The organism is Chryseobacterium vietnamense (assembly GCF_031454475.1).
In the GTDB taxonomy this organism is placed as follows: Bacteria; Bacteroidota; Bacteroidia; order Flavobacteriales; family Weeksellaceae; genus Chryseobacterium; species Chryseobacterium vietnamense.
Genome location: NZ_JAVDQX010000002.1, coordinates 174,952 through 197,417, shown reverse-complemented (window position 1 = coordinate 197,417; position 22,466 = coordinate 174,952). Strand labels below are relative to the sequence as shown.

General features: G+C 37.3%; 16 protein-coding genes. 7 read left to right on the top strand and 9 right to left on the bottom strand.

All coding sequences use genetic code 11. The features are described from left to right. Positions 1-5 precede the first annotated feature (5 nt). From rnc to pyk, 3 genes are read left to right on the top strand one after another with little or no spacing between them, the layout of a single operon-like run. A complete protein-coding gene (gene rnc, locus J2786_RS10140; RefSeq protein ID WP_047435446.1) occupies positions 6-770 on the top strand; it encodes a ribonuclease III in 765 nt (254 codons plus the stop codon). Then, positions 748-1,221 (top strand): IPExxxVDY family protein, encoded by a 474-nt coding sequence (locus J2786_RS10135; protein ID WP_047435448.1) that lies wholly within the window; start codon positions 748-750, stop codon positions 1,219-1,221. Before rnc ends, J2786_RS10135 begins: the two co-directional genes overlap by 23 nt. Next, positions 1,214-2,659, top strand: a complete 1,446-nt coding sequence (gene pyk / locus J2786_RS10130) for a pyruvate kinase (RefSeq protein ID WP_047435450.1) — start codon at positions 1,214-1,216, stop codon at positions 2,657-2,659. The genes J2786_RS10135 and pyk overlap by 8 nt, the downstream gene beginning before the upstream one ends. Positions 2,660-2,821: 162 nt before the next feature. Here pyk and J2786_RS10125 read toward each other — a convergent pair whose 3' ends face one another. From J2786_RS10125 to hutI, 3 genes are all read right to left on the bottom strand, one after another. After that, complete coding sequence (locus tag J2786_RS10125) at positions 2,822-4,114, bottom strand: aldehyde dehydrogenase family protein (protein WP_047435452.1); 1,293 nt, start codon at positions 4,112-4,114, stop codon at positions 2,822-2,824. Positions 4,115-4,252: 138 nt separating this feature from the next. After that, a complete protein-coding gene (gene hutG / locus J2786_RS10120; protein WP_047435456.1) occupies positions 4,253-5,173 on the bottom strand; it encodes a formimidoylglutamase in 921 nt (306 codons plus the stop codon). Positions 5,174-5,507: 334 nt separating this feature from the next. Beyond that, positions 5,508-6,731 (bottom strand): imidazolonepropionase, encoded by a 1,224-nt coding sequence (gene hutI / locus J2786_RS10115; protein ID WP_310025018.1) that lies wholly within the window; start codon positions 6,729-6,731, stop codon positions 5,508-5,510. Positions 6,732-6,990: 259 nt separating this feature from the next. On the opposite strand from hutI, the gene ruvB reads away from it, so the two are divergent. From ruvB to coaE, 4 genes are read left to right on the top strand one after another with little or no spacing between them, the layout of a single operon-like run. Then, complete coding sequence (gene ruvB, locus J2786_RS10110) at positions 6,991-8,013, top strand: Holliday junction branch migration DNA helicase RuvB (protein ID WP_047435462.1); 1,023 nt, start codon at positions 6,991-6,993, stop codon at positions 8,011-8,013. Between the two features lie 56 nt (positions 8,014-8,069). Then, positions 8,070-8,681 carry an FMN-binding negative transcriptional regulator gene (locus J2786_RS10105; RefSeq protein ID WP_047435466.1) on the top strand — a complete coding sequence of 204 codons (612 nt, stop codon included), beginning with the start codon at positions 8,070-8,072 and terminating at the stop codon, positions 8,679-8,681. A gap of 13 nt (positions 8,682-8,694) precedes the next feature. Beyond that, a complete protein-coding gene (locus J2786_RS10100) occupies positions 8,695-9,561 on the top strand; it encodes an MBL fold metallo-hydrolase (protein ID WP_047435469.1) in 867 nt (288 codons plus the stop codon). 9 nt (positions 9,562-9,570) lie between these two features. Next, positions 9,571-10,200: a dephospho-CoA kinase gene (gene coaE, locus J2786_RS10095; RefSeq protein WP_047435472.1), complete on the top strand. Its 630-nt coding sequence runs from the start codon at positions 9,571-9,573 to the stop codon at positions 10,198-10,200. Between the two features lie 135 nt (positions 10,201-10,335). Here coaE and J2786_RS10090 read toward each other — a convergent pair whose 3' ends face one another. From J2786_RS10090 to J2786_RS10065, 6 genes are all read right to left on the bottom strand, one after another. Next, positions 10,336-14,766: a GEVED domain-containing protein gene (locus tag J2786_RS10090; protein WP_047435475.1), complete on the bottom strand. Its 4,431-nt coding sequence runs from the start codon at positions 14,764-14,766 to the stop codon at positions 10,336-10,338. Between the two features lie 167 nt (positions 14,767-14,933). Continuing rightward, positions 14,934-17,969: a reprolysin-like metallopeptidase gene (locus tag J2786_RS10085; RefSeq protein ID WP_047435478.1), complete on the bottom strand. Its 3,036-nt coding sequence runs from the start codon at positions 17,967-17,969 to the stop codon at positions 14,934-14,936. A gap of 180 nt (positions 17,970-18,149) precedes the next feature. After that, on the bottom strand, positions 18,150-18,815 hold the full coding sequence (locus J2786_RS10080) for a DUF6048 family protein (RefSeq protein ID WP_047435480.1): 666 nt from the start codon (positions 18,813-18,815) through the stop codon (positions 18,150-18,152). Further along, positions 18,781-19,257: a DUF6452 family protein gene (locus J2786_RS10075; protein ID WP_047435482.1), complete on the bottom strand. Its 477-nt coding sequence runs from the start codon at positions 19,255-19,257 to the stop codon at positions 18,781-18,783. Before J2786_RS10075 ends, J2786_RS10080 begins: the two co-directional genes overlap by 35 nt. Positions 19,258-19,288: 31 nt before the next feature. Beyond that, a complete protein-coding gene (gene rlmD, locus J2786_RS10070; RefSeq protein WP_047435486.1) occupies positions 19,289-20,701 on the bottom strand; it encodes a 23S rRNA (uracil(1939)-C(5))-methyltransferase RlmD in 1,413 nt (470 codons plus the stop codon). A gap of 108 nt (positions 20,702-20,809) precedes the next feature. Beyond that, positions 20,810-22,351, bottom strand: coding sequence for a TlpA family protein disulfide reductase (locus tag J2786_RS10065; RefSeq protein WP_142018009.1), 1,542 nt, complete (start codon positions 22,349-22,351; stop codon positions 20,810-20,812). Positions 22,352-22,466: the final 115 nt, after the last annotated feature.

Here is a 22,466-nt window from a genome sequence, read left to right as displayed (position 1 = left end):
AATGAATGGAGTTACAGAAATACTTTTCTAAATTCCTTCTCAAAAAAAGAAAAAGACAATTAACGGAGAGAGAATATTTTCTCAGTACCGAGCTTAGAAAAGTATTGGGTACAGAGGTACAGAATATAGCTCTTTACCGCGAAGCTTTTTCTTTAAAAAATTCTTCTAAAAATCAAGACAGCAATTACGAAAGGCTTGAATTTTTGGGAGATTCTGTTTTGGGTACAATTATTTCTTGTCATTTGTTCCAGACTTATCCTCAGGCTAACGAGGGATATCTGACACAAATGAAATCTAAGATTGTTAATAGGAAAAACCTCAATAAATTAGGAGAAGATCTCAAGCTTACCAGCCTTTTGCAAAAGCAAAACAGCTCATCAGCTTTGGGAGAAAATATCTCTGGAAATTTGTTCGAAGCCTTAATCGGTGCCGTTTATTTAGACTTCCATTATGATGCCTGCAAGAGGATTATTCTGGAAAAATTGCTGACCCCTTCCGAGATCAATAAACTTGAAAACAAAATTGTAAGTTATAAAGGTCTCCTTCTTGAATGGAGTCAAAAGAAGAAGGTCAACATAAAGTACGAAACCTGCGAGGAGATACAGGCTAATAAATCTGTCGTATTCAGGTGCCATGTATGGCTGGGAGAGGAAAAAATTGCTAATGCAACAGAGACTTCCAAGAAGAAAGCAGAGGAAAAAGCAGCACAGAGGGCATTTTATATTTTAAACAAAAAAGAAAATATACTTGGAAATTCAAAAACTTTATGATCTTGATGATATAGAATTTGAAGATATTGCCATAGGATTGGTAAGATTAGCCAAAGATGTACCTGCTCACGAGTTTTTCTACAAAATAAATCAAAAAAACAACCTCAATTTTTCAAGAAAGAAAGATCTTGTCTTTCACGGGGGATATTATGATTATTTTTTCCCAAGATTTGAAGCCTATCATAAGTATACAAAGACTTGTTTTACCTTCATTTCCAATAAATCTTCTGAAAGTAAGCAAAAAAAAATTCAGACAGAACTCTTTACAGAAGAAGAAAACATTAAATTTTTATTAAATAATCAGGTAGATGTGGAATATATTCTGCATAGTTCGGAACAGTTTCCTGATTTTTCCGTAATTTTGCTCCCTGAAAATCTTGTGTTTCCAATTCAAGATTATACATTGAGTTCTGAAGAGGAACTTTATCAAATTATCCAGTATTATGAATAAGTATTTAAAGAAGACAAAAATTATCGCAACACTAGGCCCTGCTTCATCGTCGAAGGAAGTTATGTTAGATTTAATGAAAGCGGGTGTTGATATTTTCAGAATAAATTTTTCACATGCAGATTACGACTTAGTTCGAAAAAATATTGAAATAATTAGAGAGCTAAACAATGAGTATGGTTATTCTGTAGGAATCTTGGGAGATCTTCAGGGTCCTAAGCTGAGAGTGGGAGTTGTAAAGGAAGGATCTTATCTGAATCCAGGTGATATTCTAACTTTCACCAATGAAAAGATGGAGGGAGATTCCACTAAAGTGTACATGACGTACCAACAGTTTCCACAGGATGTAAAAGTGGGAGAAAGAATCCTTATTGATGATGGGAAACTAATGTTGGAGGTTATCGAAACCAATGAAAAGGATACTGTAAAGGCAAAAACTATTCAGGGAGGTCCGTTAAGTTCTAAAAAAGGAGTTAATCTACCTAATACAAATGTTTCTCTTCCTGCATTAACAGAAAAAGATATTCAGGATGCTAATTTCATGCTTGACATGGAAGTTGACTGGATTGCTTTATCATTCGTGCGCCATGCTCAGGATATTATCGACTTGAAGGAGCTTATCAAAGCCCATCCAAACGGTAAATTCAAAACTCCGATTATTGCGAAGATTGAAAAACCTGAAGGGGTAAAAAATATTGAGGAAATCCTTCTTGAATGTGACGGATTAATGGTAGCTCGTGGAGATCTTGGAGTAGAAGTTCCAATGGAAGAAGTTCCTGCGATCCAGAAAAACCTGGTAGAAAAAGCAAGATTTTACTCCAAGCCGGTAATCATTGCCACTCAGATGATGGAAACAATGATCAACAGCTTAACGCCAACAAGAGCGGAAGTAAATGACGTAGCCAACTCTGTATTGGATGGAGCTGATGCTGTAATGCTTTCCGGAGAAACTTCAGTAGGTAGATATCCGGTACAGGTTGTGGAAAACATGGCTAAAATTGTAAAGAATATCGAAACAACTCATTTCTACCAACACAAAAATGAGCCTATCGAGAAAGATTATAACTGTATCGATGAAAGATTCATTACCAACAGGGTTTGTCTTGCAGCAGTAAGAATCGCTAAAACAACAAACGTTTCTGCAATTGTAACACTTACTCACTCCGGGTACACCGCATTCCAGCTTGCAGCCCACAGACCAAATTCTCACATCATCGTATACAGTGGTAACAGAAGAGTCATTACGATGCTGAACCTTCTTTGGGGTGTTCATGCTTATTACTATGATATGAAGAAATCTACGGATGAAACGATCATTCAGGTAAATATGTTAACGCACAACTATGGTTATATCGAGACCGGAGACTTTGTAATCAACATCAATGCTACTCCATCGTATGAAGGTGGAAAAACAAATACATTGAGACTGACTACGGTATAAGCAATAAGCAAAATTACTTTTTGCAAAAGCATAAAAAAATCCCGGAAATTAATTTCCGGGATTTTCATTTTTATATGTGATAATTTGTCATTCTGAATGAAACGGAGTGAAGTGAAGAATCTCTGAGATTCCTCGGTTCCCCGGAATGACATTGTACAGATCTTAGTTACCAACAATGGTCTTTGCCGTTACAAACTCTTTTAAAGCTAATAAGGATAGTTCTGTTCCATATCCGGAAGCTTTTGATCCTCCGAATGGAAAGCGTGGATCAGAGCTCGTCATGCGGTTGATATTAACTGTTCCTGATTCAAGGTTTGCAATGAAGAATAGCTGACGGTCTTTATTTTTAGTCCATACCGAATTGGAAAGCCCGAAAGGAATATCATTGGCCATCTGTAAAGCTTCTTCCTCATTTTTTGCAATCATAACCATACCCAGAGGCCCGAAAAGCTCTTCTTTTAAAATAGGATTTCCTTCCTGAACTCTTATTAAACCAGGTTTAAATTCATTTTCAGAAATTCTTTCCAGAGGAATGATGATTTCAGCACCGTTTTCCAATGCTCTGTTGAACTGCGCTTCCAATTCATCAGCAAGATCTGGTCTTGCCATTCCTGCCAGTTTAGTTTCTTTATCTAATGGATCACCAATTTCATATTTTTTGTATTCTTCAATGAAAACGGGTAAAAATTGGTCTTCAATTTTTTCATCAATGATAAATCTTTTTGCTGCAGTACAGGTTTGTCCGCAGTTTTGAAGTCTGGATTTTGCTCCTGCTTTTGCGGCTGCTTCAAGATCTGCATCATCAAAAATGATAAAAGCATCACTTCCGCCTAATTCAAGTAAAGATTTTTTAATATTTAAACCCGCGATGGAAGCTACTTCTCCTCCGGCTTTTCCACTGCCTGTAAGGCTTACTCCTTTTACAGCATCATGTTCAAGAATTTCCTTTACAGCTTTATGCCCTACTTCAAGATTCTGAAAAATACCTTCCGGAAAACCTGCCTGTAGAAGAACTTCTTCAATGGCATTTCCACTTCCGAAACAAATTGAAGCATGTTTCAAAACAATTGTATTTCCAGCTAAAATGGCAGGAGTAGCAAATCTCAATACCTGCCAGAAAGGAAAGTTCCATGGCATAACCCCTAAGATTACTCCTTTCGGGGCATAATGAACTTCAGAATAAGCAAACTCGGATTCAACTTTTTCTGGTTTTAATATATTTTCAGCAGTGGCATAATAATTCATCATTAAAGCACACTTTTCCACTTCAGCAATAGATTCTGAAATGGGTTTATTCATTTCTGTAGTAATTATTTTCCCAAATTTCTCCGAATTATTCTTTAAAATTTCCGCTGCTTTTGCAATTAACTTCTGCCTTTCCTCAAACGGCACTTTTCTCCACACTGAAAACGCTTTATCTGCTTTAATAAGCTTGCTTTCAATTAATTGTTCCATAATATAAATTTCTGTTTTAAATTCAGCTAATGAATTTATGAGCGCTTTTATTTTAAAAGCACGGTGAAATTAGCAAATTCCATTCCTTAAGGGTCAATAAAATAATGATTTTCTCTATCGGAAGAATATAACTTTATCTTACATCATTAGCCATTCATTCACAAGACATGCTGCAAGCCTTGCTGTTCTGTCCTGGATATCGAAAGAAGGGTTTACTTCCGCCACATCCAGCGCCACCAATTTTTTATTTTTTAAGATATGTCTGTAAAAATGCATAAAGGCTGTATCTGCAAAGATACCATTATATGCTGCAGCAGAAACTCCGGGAGCCACTGATGCATTGAAGACGTCCATGCAAATGGTAAGATAGGCATAATCTACACTCTCCAGCAGTTCATCAATGCGCTGGTAGATGGAGCTAAGATTTTCAAAAAACAGTTCATCTGCCAGGATATATTTCATCCCATACTGATGAGCGGTATCAAAAAGCTTCAACGTATTGGAGTTTCTTTGAATTCCTATATGCAGAGAATTGATTGGACCTTCCTGAGCAATCTGCCAGAATCCTGTTCCTGAGCTTGGTCCTACTCCATTTTCCGGCTGTCGGTTATCAAAATGAGCATCGATATTAATAATACCAATCTTCTGTTCCGGAAAGGCTGTTTTAACACCTAAATAATGAGCATATGTCACTTCATGACCTCCGCCAAGTACAAGTGACTTTCCGCCTTTTAAAAGAACTTTTGAAACATTTTTGGCAAGATTGTTCTGAGTATTTTCCAGATTACCGTCTTCACAGGTAACATTTCCAAAGTCAAGCATTGAAAAGTCAGGAAGAATTACCGGAAAATTGGACATATTTTTCCTGATCACATCCGGAGCATCTTTCGCTCCCTGACGGCCTTTGTTTCTCCTTACTCCTTCATCTACAGCAAAACCATGCAATGCAAAATCTCCTGCAGCAATATTGTCGTAATTACGTTCTTCTTTAACTCTTTGAAATAATCTGTGATAGAGAAGTTCTTCTCCATCCAATCTGCCTTGCCAAATATTATTCATTATTAAATAATTCCAATTTGTAGGTTGCTTTTAAAGTGCAATCAAATTAAACTATTTCTTTAATTGTTCGTTTTTACCCGTCAAGATAACGAATGCACTTTTTGTTATCTGTAAAATACAAAATATGGCTCTGATAAAAAAATAAAAAGATAACAGAGCTGTTAATAGAAAAGATATAAAAATCAATCCAGAATAAAATATTCCTGAGACCTTCACTTCTTTTATTACTTCACCATTATTCCAAAGGGATTGCAAAAAAACAGTTATATTTAAAGATACTACAAGTAATACCAAATAAATTATAAAATTTTTAATTGCCTTCAAAACAATACTTTTATGTTGGATTTCCATCAATATAAACAAGTTCAGCTTTCAAGCTTCCCTGATTATACAGAATATTCTGGAAATTATTAGTTTTGAAAGTGACAAAATCTGCTTTTTTCCCTGCTTCCAATTGTCCTCTGTCTTCAAGATTCAATGCAAAAGCAGCACGGAAAGTCATTCCTGCCAACACTTCAGCGGTTGTAAGCTTTTGGAAGGTTGCTAAAATAGACGCCTGGGTAATTAAATTTCCCATGGGTGCCGATCCCGGATTCCAGTCACTTGCAATGGCTACTATAGCGCCAGCATCTAATAATTTTCTTGCTGGAGTAAATTTCTCACCTAGCCCTAAGCTCGCTCCCGGAAGTGCAGTTGCTACGGTATCAGAATCAGCCAAAAACTGAATATCCTCATCGATTGTTGCTTCCAAATGATCCGCTGACTTCGCTCCTACTTCTACTGCAATTCTTGAGCTTCCCGGGGTAAACTGATCTGCGTGAACGGTAATTTCAAAGCCTAGTTCCTTTGCTTTAAGTAAGAATTCTTTACTTTCTTCCGGCTGAAAAGCAGACTTTTCAATAAAGATATCAACTCTGCCCGCCAATTCTTCTTCTTTTACTTTTGGTAAAATTTCGGTGATGATATATTCAAGATATTCGGGATTGGTTCCTTCAAAATCTCTAGGTTTTAAGTGAGCTGAAAGACAGGTAGGAACTAAAGTGGCTTTAGTCTCATTCTGTGCTTTTTTTATTATTCTAAGCATTTTCAGCTCGTTTTCCACATCCAGACCGTAACCGCTCTTCACTTCAATAGTTGTAATTCCCAGATCAACCAAAAAATTGATTCTTTCAACTAATGTTTTTAATAATTCTTCTTCTGAAGCATTTCTTGTATGCTGTACAGAACTCCAGATTCCGCCGCCGCTTTCCGCGATCTCAAGATAAGTTTTCCCTGCATTTCGCATGGCAAAATCATTAGCACGGTTTCCTCCGAAACAAATGTGGGTATGTGAATCTACAAAGGCCGGAAGAACAACCTGTTCTCCTTCAATGTGTTCAATTTCTATCGTAGGATTTTCTGTTTTTAAAGTTTCAAAATTTCCAACTTTCCGGATGGTGTTCTGATCTAATACAATTCCTCCGTCTACAATAATTTCCAGCTGCTCATCGGAAAGCTTTCCTCTTAACGGTAAGTTAGCAAGTGTTACCACCTGCTTGAATGGTCCTATTAATTTCATTAGTTTAAAGTTAATGCGATGTTTAGATATATGCTGATCCATTTTATATCAATCTCCTTTTTCCAAACATTCAAAATTTCATTAATTTTTATTAATAATTTCTTCTCTCAAAAATACTTAAAATATCCCAATTATTTAAATCTTAGCTGTTCTCATTTTCAACGCTGGCTTAAACCTCTCTATCAATCTCAACGTTTTCTCAATCTGCCCTTCAACCTTTGTCTAAATTTGCTATCTTTGAAGTAAATGAAATGAATTAATGCCAGATTTTTTACATCCAGATAAGGAAAACTACTCACGAGAGGAGCTGATGCAGGAAGAACAGATCCGTCCGCAGAGCTTTAAAGATTTTGCGGGACAGAGAAAAACGCTGGAGAACCTTGAGGTTTTTGTTACCGCTGCGAAAAGACGTGGCGGAGCACTGGACCATGTTTTATTACACGGTCCGCCAGGACTTGGTAAAACTACTTTAGCCAATATTATCGCTAATGAGCTTGGGGTAAACTGCAAGGTTACTTCTGGCCCTGTATTGGACAAACCCGGAAGTTTAGCTGGTTTACTAACCAATCTGGAAGAAAATGATGTTCTTTTCATTGATGAAATCCATCGGCTTTCTCCTGTTGTAGAGGAATATCTGTATTCTGCAATGGAAGATTACAAGATTGATATCATGCTGGAAACAGGTCCTAATGCCAGAAGTGTACAGATTGGTCTGAATCCTTTTACTCTTGTAGGTGCTACTACAAGAAGTGGTATGCTTACCAAACCAATGCTTGCGCGATTTGGGATTCAAAGCAGGCTGGAATATTATTCTATTGAACTTTTGTCAACCATTATTCAGAGAAGTGCAAGGGTTTTAGGAGTTGTTATTTATGAAGATGCGGCGATAGAAATTGCAAGAAGAAGCCGGGGAACACCGAGGATTGCCAATGCATTGCTGAGAAGAGTACGTGATTTTGCAGAGATCAAAGGAAATGGTGAGATTGAGATCAAGATTACCAAATATGCTCTGGATTCTTTAAATGTGGATGAATTTGGGTTGGACGAAATGGATAATAAAATCATGCGTGTCATGATTGAAAACTTCAAAGGAAAACCGGTTGGTATTTCTGCTCTGGCTACATCTATTGCTGAAAATCCTGAAACACTGGAAGAAGTTTATGAACCGTTTCTGATCCAGGAAGGATTTATTATCAGAACTCCGAGAGGACGGGAAGTTACCGATAAGGCTTACAAACATTTGAATATTACAAGACCTAAAAACCCGGGAGAGCTATTTTAATTCAAAGTTTTGAGTTCAAAGTTCAAAGGTTAAGGTTAATGAGAATTGATTAGTTTATGTTTATACCTAAATTATACAGAAGTGAAGATTATGATTTGATGAGAGAGATTATCAAAGAAAATTCTTTTGCATTACTGATTTCTTCCGTTGATAAGATACGGGCAACTCATTCTATGATGATGCTTAATGAAGATGATCCTGAAAAAGCCTATATTGAAACTCATATTTCAAGAGCTAATCCTCAGGCAAAAACTTTAAAAGATGGTGATGAAGTTCTTTGTGACTTTTTGGGAGCCCATACTTATATTTCCAGCAGCTGGTATGATCATATTAATGTTTCTACATGGAATTATGAGGCAGTACAGATTCACGGAAAAGTTGAAATAATGAATCATGATGAGCTCTATGCTCATTTGGACAAATTAACGTCCAAATACGAAAGTTTTCAGCAATGTCCGATGATGGTGAAGGATATGGGAAGGGAATTTGTGGAAAAGGAAATGAAGGGGGCCTTTGGAATTAAAATACTTCCTACCGAAATATTTATTAAACAAAAACTTTCCCAGAACAGAAAAGAGACTGATTTTAATAATATTATCAGCCAACTTGAACAATCTGATGACAATGCAAGAAAAATTGCGGAGAAAATGAAATTAATAAAGAAATAATCAAAATATACATATGAAGTTATATCCAATACAATGTGGAAAATTTAAACTGGACGGCGGTGCTATGTTCGGAGTCGTCCCGAAGAGTCTGTGGGAAAAAACGAACCCTGCAGACGAAAAAAACCTGATCGAGCTGGGAACCCGTTCTCTGCTTATTGAAGATGGAAAAAAACTGATCCTGGTAGACTGTGGTCTTGGCAACAAACAGGATGATAAATTCTTTGGTCACTACTCTCTTTGGGGAGATGATACGCTTGATAAAAATCTTAAAAAATATGGCTTTATAAAGGAGGATATTACGGATGTATTCCTTACTCACCTTCACTTTGATCACTGTGGTGGAGCTATAGAATGGAATGACGATAAAACCGGATACAGACCAGCCTTTAAAAATGCCAACTTCTGGACGAATGAAAATCACTGGCAGTGGGCGACAGAGCCTAATGCAAGAGAAAAAGCAAGTTTCCTGAAGGAAAATATTATGCCCATGCAGGAAAGTGGGCAACTTAACTTTCTACCGCTTCCTACTACCGGGAACTACGGTTTTGCACCTGATCTGAAAATGGATGTTATCTTCGTAGACGGACATACCGAAAAACAAATGCTTCCGGTAATCCAGTATCAGGAAAAAACAGTTGTTTTTGCTGCGGATCTTATTCCAACAGCGGGACATATCAACCAGGTATATGTGATGGGTTATGATACAAGACCTCTTTTAACACTGGAAGAAAAAGGAAAATTCCTTAAGCAGTGTGTAGACAACGAATATTTATTGTTCTTTGAACATGACGCCCATAACGAGCTTGCCAGCCTTAAAATGACCGATAAAGGGGTAAGACTTGATGAAACGTTTAGCTTTAATGATGTTTTTGGATATTAATTTTTAATTATGGAAGAATTACATTCAGAAACACAGCAGACAGAACCGGAACCAGCACCCAAGATCATTGGTTTAACAGGAGGAATAGGTTCCGGTAAAACCACAGTAGCGCGCTTTATAGAGGAATTCGGTTTTCCGGTTTATTATTCCGATGACAGAGCGAAAGCTATAGTTAATGAGAGTGAAGATCTGAAAATAAAAATCAAAGAACTTCTTGGTGAAGATGCTTATGATGGAAACGGATTGTATGACAGAAAATTTGTAGCAGATAAGGTTTTTAATAACAGAGATCTGCTTCAGCAGTTGAACGAAATTATTCATCCTGCTGTAAAAATTGATTTTGAAAACTGGCTTAAGAAACAGAGCAAGTATCTAGTTTTTAAAGAAACAGCTTTATTGTTTGAACTAAAGCTTAACAGGCAATGTTATAAATCTCTTCTGGTAACAGCCGAGGATAACATCAGGATCAAAAGAGTAATGGACAGGGATAATAAAACCTACCGTGAGGTAGAAGCTGTCATGGAAAAACAAATGCCTGAAAGGGATAAAATTAAAATGGCAGACTGCATCATCTACAATAATACCAATCTGGAAGAATTAAAAGAAGAAACTGAAAAAGTGATCTTCAATATTGAATAAATAAAAACTCGTTAGAACCTTTTCTAACGAGTTTTTTTCTGCAAAAATATTTCCTGAAGGGATGGATTCATCCGGGATCTTTTACAAAAAATAAGCCTCCAGATGGAGGCTTATTCTATTTGAAATTTAAATAATTTATTCTTTGATAAATTTCTTTTGGGTAGTAGTACCGTTATCATCAATATCAATTACATAAACACCATTAATCAATCTACTTACGTTGATCTGGTTGTTAAGTAAGATACCGTCAGCGATAACCTGTCCTGCAGCATTGTAGATCTTATATTTAGCTCTCTTGCTAACATTTTTCACAAACAATACTGAGCTTACCGGGTTAGGATAAATCATGACACTTGTCTGATCAATTGGATTAGCAACAGTCGGTTTAGAGATTCTTACCGTGTAATCTTCTACTTCTCCGTTTTTGAAGTCAGCACAGTTTACAGGGATACCATCTCTCGACATGGCTACTCTCATCACTACATACTTATAGTCTGTCATACTTACAAAAGCATCTGCCGGTACGTTGAATTTACCTGAAACAGGGCTGTTTGAATTTGGTGAAGAAGTAAATACTCTTTCGTTGATGTCAAACTCTCCGTTTCTGTTGAAGTCAATCCAAACTGCGATTCCTTCGTTGTAAGTAGTTCCTGTCCATTTTTTCTCAATGATGATCTCATTGTCAGTTGAACCCTGGATCATCTCGATAAATGTTTTAGGAACTCCTGTATAATCTGTATAAGTAGATGCTCCGGATTCATTCTCCATTGTTTTCTTACCTGTAGGCTTCACTGTAACTTTGGAAATATGCTCACCTGTAGAATTTTCAGCTTTCATCTTACAGTAAATTACTGTAGGAGTCGTAAAGTAATATGGAGGAGTGTAATTTCCTGGTGTACCGCTACAGATATTAACTACCTGCATTTCATATTTCGTTAATTCTGTAAGACCTGTCAATACAAGGTTATTAACTAACGACGGTACTTCTGTCCAGCTCGGAATACCTACTTTTCTATATCTAAGAACATATGTTGCTCCCGGGAACGGATCCCACTGGATGGCCGCTGATGTAGGAAGCAATTGAGTAATTGTTAATCCTGGAGGCGGAATCTGGCATATTCTTTCTGTAGTAAATACTTTAGGATTTGAATATGGGTTCAGCGTTGACTCACCGTTACACTGGTTAGCAATCTGTACTTCATAAGTTGTATATGGCTCCAAAGGAGTTGCACTTCCTAATACATAAGTATTCGCAGGAGCTGCCGGTAAGCTGACAATATTCCATGGACCTGTGCTACCTACTTTTCTCCATCTCATTGTATACGTAGAACTTGCTGCAAGCGGAGACCAAGTAATCAATGCTGTTGTTGGAGTAATGTTACTTATCGTTACATTCGGAGGAGTAGGATCACATCTTGTTGTGAATGTCTTGATTGGCGTTGCTGTTCCAACGATATCTCCACAAATAGCTGCTACCTCTACTTCATAAGTAGTAGCTGGCGTCAATCCACTAATTACTAACGGAAGGTTACCCAATTGTGCAGAAGCGTATACCTGAGTCCATGCTGATGTTCCCTGAACTCTGTATCTTACCACATAGCTTACTCCTGCTCCTGTGATTGTTACAGTAGCTGTTGTATGTGTTGTTGTAAATGTTGGAGCATTAGGAGTTGCATTGCTACAAGGTCTGATTCTTACTCTATAGTCTTCTACTTCACCATCTACTGCGTTCTGGCACATTACAGGAGCACTTGTACGTTTCAGTACAACTCTCATTGTAGTTGTTAATGGTCCTGTGTAAGCTGTTGAAGGAACTGCAAAAGTAGCAGTAACCGGAGTCGTTGTATTAGCTGGAGAAACTAAAATTCTTTCGGCATCAGTAAACTGTCCGTTTCTGTCAAAGTCGATCCAAGCAGTTACAGCATCGTTACCTGTTGCACCTGTCCAGCCTTTTGCTACAGAGATTTTATTATTCTGAGAATCTACATCTAGTGTAATAAGAGTCTCCGGAGTAGTATAGCTGATATAATTTGTCTGTACCGAAGTATTATTCATTGGCGGAACTCCAAGGTTCGAAGAGGTAACTGTTACATTCGAAATATGATCATTCGTACCGGTACCTGTCATTGGACAATAAGATAATGGAGGTGTTGTGAATGTTACTGTTGGTGAGTAAGATCCTGTAGAACCGTTACAAGTTGTAGAAACCTGAACATCATAATTGGTCTGCTCTGTAAGACCAGTGATTCCATAGAAGTTCTGACCGGCAGGAACTGTAGCTGTTTGCCAAACTCCACTTGGAGAAACTCTCCATCTGATGTTGTAAGTAGCTCCGGTAGTAGCAACCCATGATACCGTTGCTGTAGTAGCACCGATATTGTTCACGGTAATATTTGTTGGAGCAGCTGTAGAACAAGGTTGAGCATCTACAAATTTTACTGCATAATCTTCTACTTCTCCCTGGGTGAATGTACCGCAAGGATTAGCATTATCAAAATATCTCATTACTACACGCATACGGGTAGGAAGTGTTCCTGTATATACGTTACCACTTGCAACGGTAGGCACTGCAAATGTAGCTGTTACCGGAGTAGTTGTATTATAGGTAGTATTAAGAATTCTCTCGCTGGTTTCAAACGTTCCGTTTCTGTTAAAGTCTACCCAGGCTGAAACTCCATATGAAGTAGGAGAACCTGGCCAGTATTTGTTTACAGAAATTTTATTATTTGCTGAACCTCTTTCAAAGATTACTACTCTTGTAGCATCCGCTGTATAATCTTTATAATTGTCAGATCCTGAATTACTCATCATAATAGGAGTATTCGTAGGAGTAACAGTTACATTATTAATATATCCGCTTGTTGCAGTATTACTTGTAGGGCCTGCTGTACAGTAAGTCAGCGCCGGTGTTGTAAAGGTAACCGTTGGTGAGAATGCACCTGTTGCTCCTCCACAAACAGTAGCTACCTGTACATCATATGCAGTCTGCTCCAATAATCCTGTAAGTAGCTGGTTACTGATTAATGGTGTATTTACTGCTATCTGTTGCCATGCTCCGGAAGGAGAAACTCTGTATCTTACGATATAAGTAGCTCCTGTAGTAGATGTCCAAGTAACATTCGCTGAAGAAGGAGTTACGTTATTAACCATGATATTAGATGGCGGTGCTGTAGAACATCCTGCCAAATCAATAAGTTTTACTGCATAGTCTTCAGTTTCACCATAATAATAGGTTCCACAAGCACTAATAGGGCTGTATTCATTTAATACAACACGCATTTTTGTAGTCAGGTTTCCTGTGTATACACCACCTCCATTGGGTACTGTAAATGTAGCGGTAACCGGAGTAGTTGTATTACTTGGTGAAGTAAGCACTCTTTCTGTTGCTTCAAAAACACCATTACGGTTAAAGTCAATCCAAACTCCTGTTAAGAAGCCGTATTGATAGCCAGGCCACGTTTTTGAAACTGAAACGGAAGCAGTACCTCCTCTTACCAAAGTAACCACTCTTGTAGGATCCGTACTGTAATCTGTATAGCCACTCTGACCAGAGTTACTGTACATAGACGGAGCTCCTTGTGCATTAACAGAAACCTGATTGATATATCCATCAACAAAGGTACTTGTAGCACCGGAGTTACAATAAGTAAGTGCAGGAGTTGTAAAGTTGACACTGGAAGAGAATGCTCCCTGTGTACCACCACAGATAGTGGCTACCTGAACTTCATACTGAGTCTGCTCAGTTAATCCGGTAATAACCTGGTTTCCGACCAAAGGAGTTGTCACATTGATTGTAACCCAAGGTCCTCCTGATACAGGTCTGTATCTTACCACATAAGTGGCACCTGCAGAAAGGTACCAGCCTATATTAGCAGAAGTTGTTGTCAGGTTTGAAACTGTAATATTGGTAGGTGGAGCTGTTGAACAGGCTGGAAGCGGGTGGCTTTCCAACTGTATTCTGGGAATATCTGCAAGTCTGTCTTTTGCAGAAGGAGGTGCTGCAGGGTCTGGATTTGCAGTATCTTCATAATAGATGATCCCCCTGTTTGCTCCAGCATTATAAGATCCCCAAGCGGTACCTGGAGAAGATGCATAATCCGGAGTTTTTTCATTGACAGCTACTACCAGATTGTCTGTTCCATTCCATAAAAATGGTGTAGCCAGCTGAAGAGTTACCCAGCTTCCGTTAGTTAAGTTAGGCAAAACTCCGTCAAACACCTGAGTCATGGAACTTACCGGAATCCAGCTTGTATTGGAGGCAAAGTTATTCTGGGTTGTGTTTCCCATGTATACCACCCAATCCTTATATACAGCCTGAGAGGCTGCAACGGTGGTGGAATAAAACTTTATAGCCGTGATATAGTTCGACGTACCTATAGCAGTCGTAAGTTCAGCAGCAGTATAAATCTGCTGAGAATAACTATACCCATAATAGGAACGTATGGGGAGATACACTGAGGTACCCGTTCCTGTCCCGATCTGGCCTGCCTGAGCCGAGACTTTGGATGCAAAGCCTGTGCAAATCAAACAGAGAAACAGAATTAAAGAGGTAAAGAATTTCTTCATAATGTTTTCATTATAATATTAATCACACAAATCTAATCATTTTTTATTATTAATTTATAAGTACATTTATGTTTTTTTTAGAAAAAAATAACAAATTCATTACTTATGCTCTAAATAAAGAAATCCCCGGGACTTCCCGGGGATTTACTAATATTTAAAGGTTATCTTTATTTTTTGATAAATTTAGATTTGAATTGTTCAATTCCTTTATCATCTATTGTAATAATGTAACCACCTTTAACTAAAGCTGAAACATTAACCTTTCCATTATTGATATTTCCTCTATCTACTAATTGTCCGGCAGCACTATAGATTTTATATGTTGCTTTATCTGAAACTTTAGTAATGTTTAGAACATCAGTTGCAGGGTTTGGATAAATCTGAATACCATTATTTTTAACAGCATTTTCAGAAGTAGCAAGGTTACCTGTTATCACTACGTTATAGTCTTCAACTTCTCCATATTGGAAATTAACATCACATACATATTCTGCAGGTAATGACAGACCAACATTTCCGTTTCCAGTACCAGCACCTACGAAAAATGCTACCACTCTCATTCTTAATGGCTGTCCTTCCACTGCATTACTTGGAATCGTTACGTTTCCGCTTACTACAGTTGATGGCTGTGTTAAAGTCACCGGATAATTCAATACTCTTTCTGAATCACTGAAAACTCCGTCCTTATTAAAGTCAATAAATGCTGCTACAGCGTCATAATCTGCAACATCAGGATTACCTACAGTAACAGACATAGGATAAGTATTTCCTTTTGTTAAGTTAATCTGAAGAGCTGAATTCGTTGTATAGTTTGTATAGGTACTATTTAAAGAAGTATTATTTACGTTGGCAAGGGTTACATTTGCAATATACTCATAGTTTGCATTAGCTGTAGCAGCTGTACAATAAGTAAGTGCTGGTGTACTGAAGTTTACAGAAGTAGAATATGTACCTACTGTTGTTCCACAAACTAAGGCTACCTGAACTTCATAGGTTGTACCATCAATCAGATTACTCAGGTTGATAGAAGGAACCGCTGTATCAGCTTCAGTCCAAACTGTTGTTCCTACTTTTCTGTAACGTACCTTATAAGTTGCTCCGGTATAAGACATCCAAGATACACTTCCTGAAGACACCGTGATGTTACTTACCACAACGTTAGTTGGTGCAGCACTGCTACAAGCAGATAGAGGTGCAATAGTAACAGGTCCTACTGCATAGAAAACATTTCCTATTGAAGAAACTCTTACTTTAATAGTCTGACCATTCAATGAAGAAGGGAAAGTAAAGTTTTCAGATCCGTCGTTAGGTGTTGAAGCAGATAGTACAGTCCAGGTTGTTCCGTTATCTGTAGTATAGTCAATCTTTACGTTTGTAACATTATAAGGTGCTGCATTAGTATTTGCAACAATCCATTGAACCGGAGTTGGGGTATTCACATCAGCATATTGGTTCGCTAATCTGAAAGGACCATTATCTCCTACAACAATAGTCTGAACTTTAAAAGCAGATTGCTGTTGAGCTACATTGGAATTATTATCTCTTACAGTTAATGCAAAATTTGTAGTTCTTGCAGTAGTAGATACCGCTTCCCAGGTATTGTTTGCATTATTTAGTACTCCGTTCATTACAGATGTAAATTTCGGGAAGTATCTTGTAGGGCTTGTACTTGGAGCAGCAGATCTGAATGAAGCTCCCGAGATTGTATTTCCTAAATTATACTTATCAATAGAAACTGCAGCATCATCTACTTCTTCCCAGGAATAAGTCATTGGATCATTTTCAGGATCTGTAGCAGTACCTGTTAATGCAAAAGCAGTTCCTTTAGGTATCGTATATGTTGGCAGATCAGTAATTACCGGTGGATTATTGGTAACGGTAGTTTCTACATCACAGGTTTTTGCAATTAAGTTAGCCTGAACCTGACCGATACTTGCTTTATGGAAATAAGGATCAGAGTTAGCCTGAATATCTGTATCAGGACCCGTAATACCAGCATATCCCATAATGGTAGATCCAGAACCAGGTTCCATATTTACCCCGCTTCCTTCAAGATTATGAGAGAAAGTATGGTTAGCTCCTAACTGGTGACCCATTTCGTGAGCTACATAGTCGATATCAAAGCTATCTCCTGATGGAATTCCGTTTGCCGGAGAAGTAAATCCTGAACCTTTTCCTTTAGGAACTGAAGATGTAGGATTAATACATACACATCCGATACATCCTGCGTTTCCTCCGCCTCCGGATTTACCGAATAAGTGTCCGATATCATAGTTTTCATTTCCAACATTGGCTGTCAAAGCTGCTTGCAGCTGTGTGTTCCAGGCTCCCTGTGATCCCGTTGCAGCAGCTGCATATGGATCGTTATTCGGATCAATATAAATTACACCCGGAAAATTCTGTAAATTCAAATGCAATGCAAAATCTTTCTCGAAAACTCCATTTACTCTGGTCAGAGTATTATTGATGGCAACAAGCGCAGGAGCTCTTTTCTGATCATCGGTAGCAGTAGCAGGTACCCCGGCAAGGGTCATAAAGTATTGCGTATACTCACCTGTAACAGACATTGCCAGTCTCATTGTTCTGTATTTCTTGTCAGAACTTTTGTTAAAAGTTGTTGGCTGATTAGAGAACGACTGTCCATTTTTCAATAGAGCATCTATTTCCTTTTTAGCAGCAGGAGATTCATCTGTAGAACATAAGAAACCGTTCTTTTCCTTTTTTGTTTTAGGATGAACAGCATACACTGTTTTATCTGCGGATGTAGGGTCTATAAATTCATATTTATCTCCATGGATAATCATTGACTGAAAATCATTAGGAGCGATACTGAATCTTAAGTATTTGGTAGGGTCATCTACACTTGTTCCAACATAAGATCCTAATTCATACTTATCTGCCAGTTCTTTTACAACTACTGGAAAACTGTATACATTAAACCTTTCAATCTTCCCACTCATGGTAGGAAGAGAAATTACTACAGGAGTGGCATTTGTTCCCATTTCCTGTGCATTCTTCAGCTGAGATCTCAGTAAGTTCAGGTCCAATTTATAGTACCCGTTACCTCTTACATTAGATTGATCTACTCTAAATCCTGTACTTCTTTTGTTATCGTCTCCTTTTTTAAGAGAAGTGGGTGTCCATTGCCCGAACACTGCCCCTCCTATAAAAGTAAACATTAAAGCAGTAAATACTCTTTTCATAAATTAAAACACAATTATAATTTCCGCCAAATATAACTATTTTACAACTCACAGAGATAAAATAACTTAATATTTTTTAATATTATACATCCAACAAGCATATTCATTAAAAAAAATACAAACTTTAGAATATTCTAAAGTTTGTATTTTATCTATTGTAAAAGTTTAGGAATAATATTTCTAGAACTTATAAGCGATATTCCATGCAAATCCCATATTAAACTTTGAAGAGCTTTTTCCAAAACCGGGAACAATCATGGGAGAGATGTCATCCTGCTTGGAAGTATATACCATATATCTTGGCTGAAGATTTACATCTATATAAAAATTGGAACTGAATAACTGCACCCTTCCTCCTATAGTTCCTTCCAGCCAGAAAGAAGACTGAGAGGATGAAGGAAATGCTTCGGAGGAGTTACTTCCCCCAAATCCACGAACGGGAACCGCCATATATTCCTGATTATAAAATGATCCTGCCACTTTTCCTCCGGCATAAAATCCATTGAATTCATTTTCAGCATCTTTTGCAAGCATATAGAATGCTCCTAACTTAACAAAAGGACCGTTTGCTTTAGCATCATATCCATTCTTCTGATATACGTTTTTCTCAAAACCCGCTTCTGCAATGGCATGAACATTTCCCCTGATCTTTGAAGAGATAAATCCCTGATACAGTTTTCTATCCGAAAAAAATCCGGCTCCGGTATTCAATACATCAAGGCCAACCATAAAATTAGGCTCATATTTTTCGTGAACCTTCTTCTCTGCTTCCTTTTTTTTGTCTTGTGCCCAGCTTATTATTCCAAATAAACTAAAAAGAAAGGTAAAGATTAGTCTTGTCTTCATTCTCTATTTGATTTTGCCCGGCCTCCAGTTTTAGTACCGGATTAGGAGTTAATAATTCTGAACTTAAATTCTCATATGACTTTTTGATTCCACATCCCGGAGATACATAAGTTGACTTTGTAGTATACTTAATCCTTACTTTAGACTCTGCACCATCATATGTAAGTTTGAAATAAACATCTGTATAAGGCGAATTGTCTACCCGCAAAGGAATGAGTCTGGAATCAATTTTTGCAAGTTTACCCAACTGTACTTTTCCGGCACCATAGTCTACGGCTACATAAAGGGTATCCAGTGTCTTCTCTTTTCCACTATCCATAGATCTGAAAGCCACCTTCATTCTGGGAGTTCCTTCTCCACTTTCACAAATATCATCGTCGCCTCCACAGGAAACAAGCATTCCTAAAAAGCAGATTGCTATGAGAAATTTAAAGTACTTCATATTAAGATTTGAAATTCAAATTTAAATAAATTTATTTTTTAATCAGTAATGCAATGTTCTCTACATGGTGTGTCTGCGGGAACATATCAACCGGTAATATTTTTACTAAAGTATAATGATCTTTCATCAAAGCAAGGTCTCTGGCCTGTGTTGCTGAATTACAGCTTACATAAACTACTTTTTCCGGTGAAAGCTTAAGGATCTGTTCTACAACCTTCTGATGCATTCCGTCTCTTGGTGGATCTGTAATTAATACATCTGCTTTAGGGTGGTTGGCCATGAATTCATCATTGAAAATATCTTTCATATCCCCACAGTAGAATGTTGTGTTTGTTAAACCGTTCAATGCAGCATGTTCTATTGCCGCATCTATTGCTTCCTGTACAGATTCTATTCCGATTACCTGTTTTGCATTTCTTGCTACATACTGAGCAATTGTCCCTGTTCCTGTATAAAGGTCGTACACTACTTCATCACCTTTCAGATCTGCAAATTCCAATGTTTTTCTATACAGTTCCAACGCTTGTTTGTAGTTGGTCTGGAAGAATGATTTCGGTCCTATCTTAAACTTCAGCCCGTCCATTTCTTCCATAAGGTAACCTTCTCCGAAATACACATTGATATTTAAATCATAGATAGAGTCATTCTGTTTAGGATTGATGGCATATACCAACGTTTTAATCTGAGGGAATTTTTCCAATAAGAATTCGAAAAGCTTTTCTCTGTTTTCTTTTTCTTCTCTATAAAGCTGAAAAAGAACCATCCACTCTCCTTTTGAGTTCTGTCTCATCATTAAGGTTCTTAGGAAACCTTCCTGATTTCTCACATCAAAGAAATCCAGGCCAGTGTTAACGCCATATTCTTTTACAGCCAATCTGATAGCATTGGAAGGATCTTCCTGAAGGAAACACTCTTTCAAATCAAGAATTTTGCTCCACATTCCCGGAATATGGAAACCTAAAGCGTCCTTGCTCCCGAAATTCTCTTCGGAACTGATTTCATATTGAGTAAGCCATCTTGCATTGGAGAAAGAAAACTCCATTTTGTTTCTATAAAAATACTGTTCTTCAGATCCTAGAATTGGCACGGTTTCAAACTCATCAATTCCTCCGATTCTTTTAATATTGTTATATACTTCTTCCTGTTTAAAATCAAGCTGTTTTTCATAGCTCATATTCTGCCATTTGCACCCTCCGCAAGTACCGAAGTGAATACATTTAGGCTCTACTCTGTACGGTGATTTTTCAAGAATTTCAATCGCTTCGCCTTCATAGTATTTTGACTTCGCTTTTTTCACTCTCACATTCACAATATCTCCTGGAATTGCTCCTGTCACCATGACCGTTTTACCTTCCTCTGTTTTTCCTATTGCTACGCCTTTTGCTCCGGCAGTCAACAATTTTATATTTTCAAGAGTCAGATCTCTTTTTTTCTTCCTACTCATTCTAAAATTTTCTATTTTCCTAATTGAAACCTTTACGTTCCAGTTTGCAAAAATACAATAAAAAAAACCTTATCCGAAGATAAGGTTTCTATACTGTGTTAAAGTTTATTATTTTGTTGGCGCCGGCTGTGGATTTGCTGGCTGTGGCGCTTGCTGCATTGCAGATGGATCAAGCTGCAGTTGCGGCTGCATTTGTGCATTAGGATCTACTTTCGGAGCCGAAAGGCCTGTCTGCTTGTCAAGAATCGTTACCAATTCCTGCTCACCAAGGTTTACGAAAGATCTGCTGGCAATTTTACCATCTTTATCAATAATTACAAAGCAAGGTAATTTGAATCCGTATACTCCATATTTCTTAGCAATATCTGAGTTCAATCCTCCTTCTCCATATACATTTACTCCCTGAATTCCTTTTAATAAAGAATTACTTGTTTTAATGAATTGGTCTTTTGTATCATCAACGTTTACAAACACAAAATTCATTTTAGATTTATAAAAGTTTACTACTTCTTTTAATACAGGAACTGTAGCTTCGCTGATGTAAGGATTCCATGAAGCATAGAAGAATAACATATAAGGTTTTCCTTTGTTTTCAGAAAGCTGATATGATTTTCCGTCTTGTTTTGCTAATGATGCTTCAGGAGCTGCATCCCCTATTTTAAGTCCTGTAATGGCAACCTGCATTTTTAAAAGATCACTTTTAATAGTAGCATCTTTAATATCTGAATCGATGATCTTTTTAATCTTGTCAATATTGGCAGCCGGAGTCGTTGGATGAATATCAGCCTGAGCCATTACAAAGGCAAGAAGATAATCTTTTGCAGTTTGCGATAAATCTTTTTTTGTTTTTAAATACTGAGCGAACATCTCAGAAGTTGTAATCCCTGTTTTTCCTTTGCTGTTTGCTTCAGCATATTTCTGGAAATCAGGAGTCATTTTTACAAGAAGGTATTGTCTGTAAAGAGGAATGGTTTTCACCATTGCATCTTTGTCTGTTTCTAGCTGAGTTTCGTAATCTTTGAAAGCCTTAGAAGCTTTGAAAGAAGGATTTCCAGACATTGGACCGTGAGACATTTCATAGTTCGCAAGCAAGTTAAGAATGGTTACTTTCACATCGTTTTTCTTCCATTCCAACAATCCTTTACTTGGATTATTTTTCTTTGCAAGGTCATCTACATTTTTATTAATATCTGCTTCAATTTTATGCATTCCTTTCAAAAATGCAGCTTCATCTCCACTCATTAATACAGGCAGATTAACTTTACCCCCATATTCTGCAAGAAACTTCATGCTTGCCGTAAGGAAATCATTATTCTTTTTAGCATCTCCGGTAATCACATATTCATTTGGGAAGGTAGCTCCGTTTCCTGAGATATTCACTTTTTGCCCACCTTCAAGATAGATCAGGCTTTGTCTGCCAGCGTAATTGATTACGTACATTCCATCTTTAGGAGCATCAAAATTTCCTGAAAAGTTTCCGTCTTTATCAAGACCTATATTAATCAAAGGCAGGGTTCCTACTCCTGAAGCTTCTACAAATTCAATTCTTTCTAATGGTGAGCTTCCAGTAATTTTTCCTTTTACTTCTACTTTTTTTGAACAAGACATCACAAAGAATGTGATGATAAACAATAAAAGATATTTTTTCATTTCAATTTTTAATATTACACAAAAATACGCTTTTTAGGGCTTGTTAATTCACTCTAATTATTTTTTTTAAAAATTTTCTTATTACCATTCAAAAGGGATATTCCAATTATTGAAG

Coding starts and splice junctions, on each gene's coding strand:
- rnc (WP_047435446.1), top strand. CDS start 6: ATGGAGTTACAGAAATACTTTTCTAAATTCCTTCTCAAAAAAAGAAAA.
- pyk (WP_047435450.1), top strand. CDS start 1,214: ATGAATAAGTATTTAAAGAAGACAAAAATTATCGCAACACTAGGCCCT.
- J2786_RS10125 (WP_047435452.1), bottom strand. CDS start 4,114: ATGGAACAATTAATTGAAAGCAAGCTTATTAAAGCAGATAAAGCGTTT.
- hutG (WP_047435456.1), bottom strand. CDS start 5,173: ATGAATAATATTTGGCAAGGCAGATTGGATGGAGAAGAACTTCTCTAT.
- hutI (WP_310025018.1), bottom strand. CDS start 6,731: ATGAAATTAATAGGACCATTCAAGCAGGTGGTAACACTTGCTAACTTA.
- ruvB (WP_047435462.1), top strand. CDS start 6,991: ATGCCAGATTTTTTACATCCAGATAAGGAAAACTACTCACGAGAGGAG.
- J2786_RS10105 (WP_047435466.1), top strand. CDS start 8,070: ATGTTTATACCTAAATTATACAGAAGTGAAGATTATGATTTGATGAGA.
- J2786_RS10100 (WP_047435469.1), top strand. CDS start 8,695: ATGAAGTTATATCCAATACAATGTGGAAAATTTAAACTGGACGGCGGT.
- coaE (WP_047435472.1), top strand. CDS start 9,571: ATGGAAGAATTACATTCAGAAACACAGCAGACAGAACCGGAACCAGCA.
- J2786_RS10090 (WP_047435475.1), bottom strand. CDS start 14,766: ATGAAGAAATTCTTTACCTCTTTAATTCTGTTTCTCTGTTTGATTTGC.
- J2786_RS10085 (WP_047435478.1), bottom strand. CDS start 17,969: ATGAAAAGAGTATTTACTGCTTTAATGTTTACTTTTATAGGAGGGGCA.
- J2786_RS10080 (WP_047435480.1), bottom strand. CDS start 18,815: ATGAAGACAAGACTAATCTTTACCTTTCTTTTTAGTTTATTTGGAATA.
- J2786_RS10075 (WP_047435482.1), bottom strand. CDS start 19,257: ATGAAGTACTTTAAATTTCTCATAGCAATCTGCTTTTTAGGAATGCTT.
- rlmD (WP_047435486.1), bottom strand. CDS start 20,701: ATGAGTAGGAAGAAAAAAAGAGATCTGACTCTTGAAAATATAAAATTG.
- J2786_RS10065 (WP_142018009.1), bottom strand. CDS start 22,351: ATGAAAAAATATCTTTTATTGTTTATCATCACATTCTTTGTGATGTCT.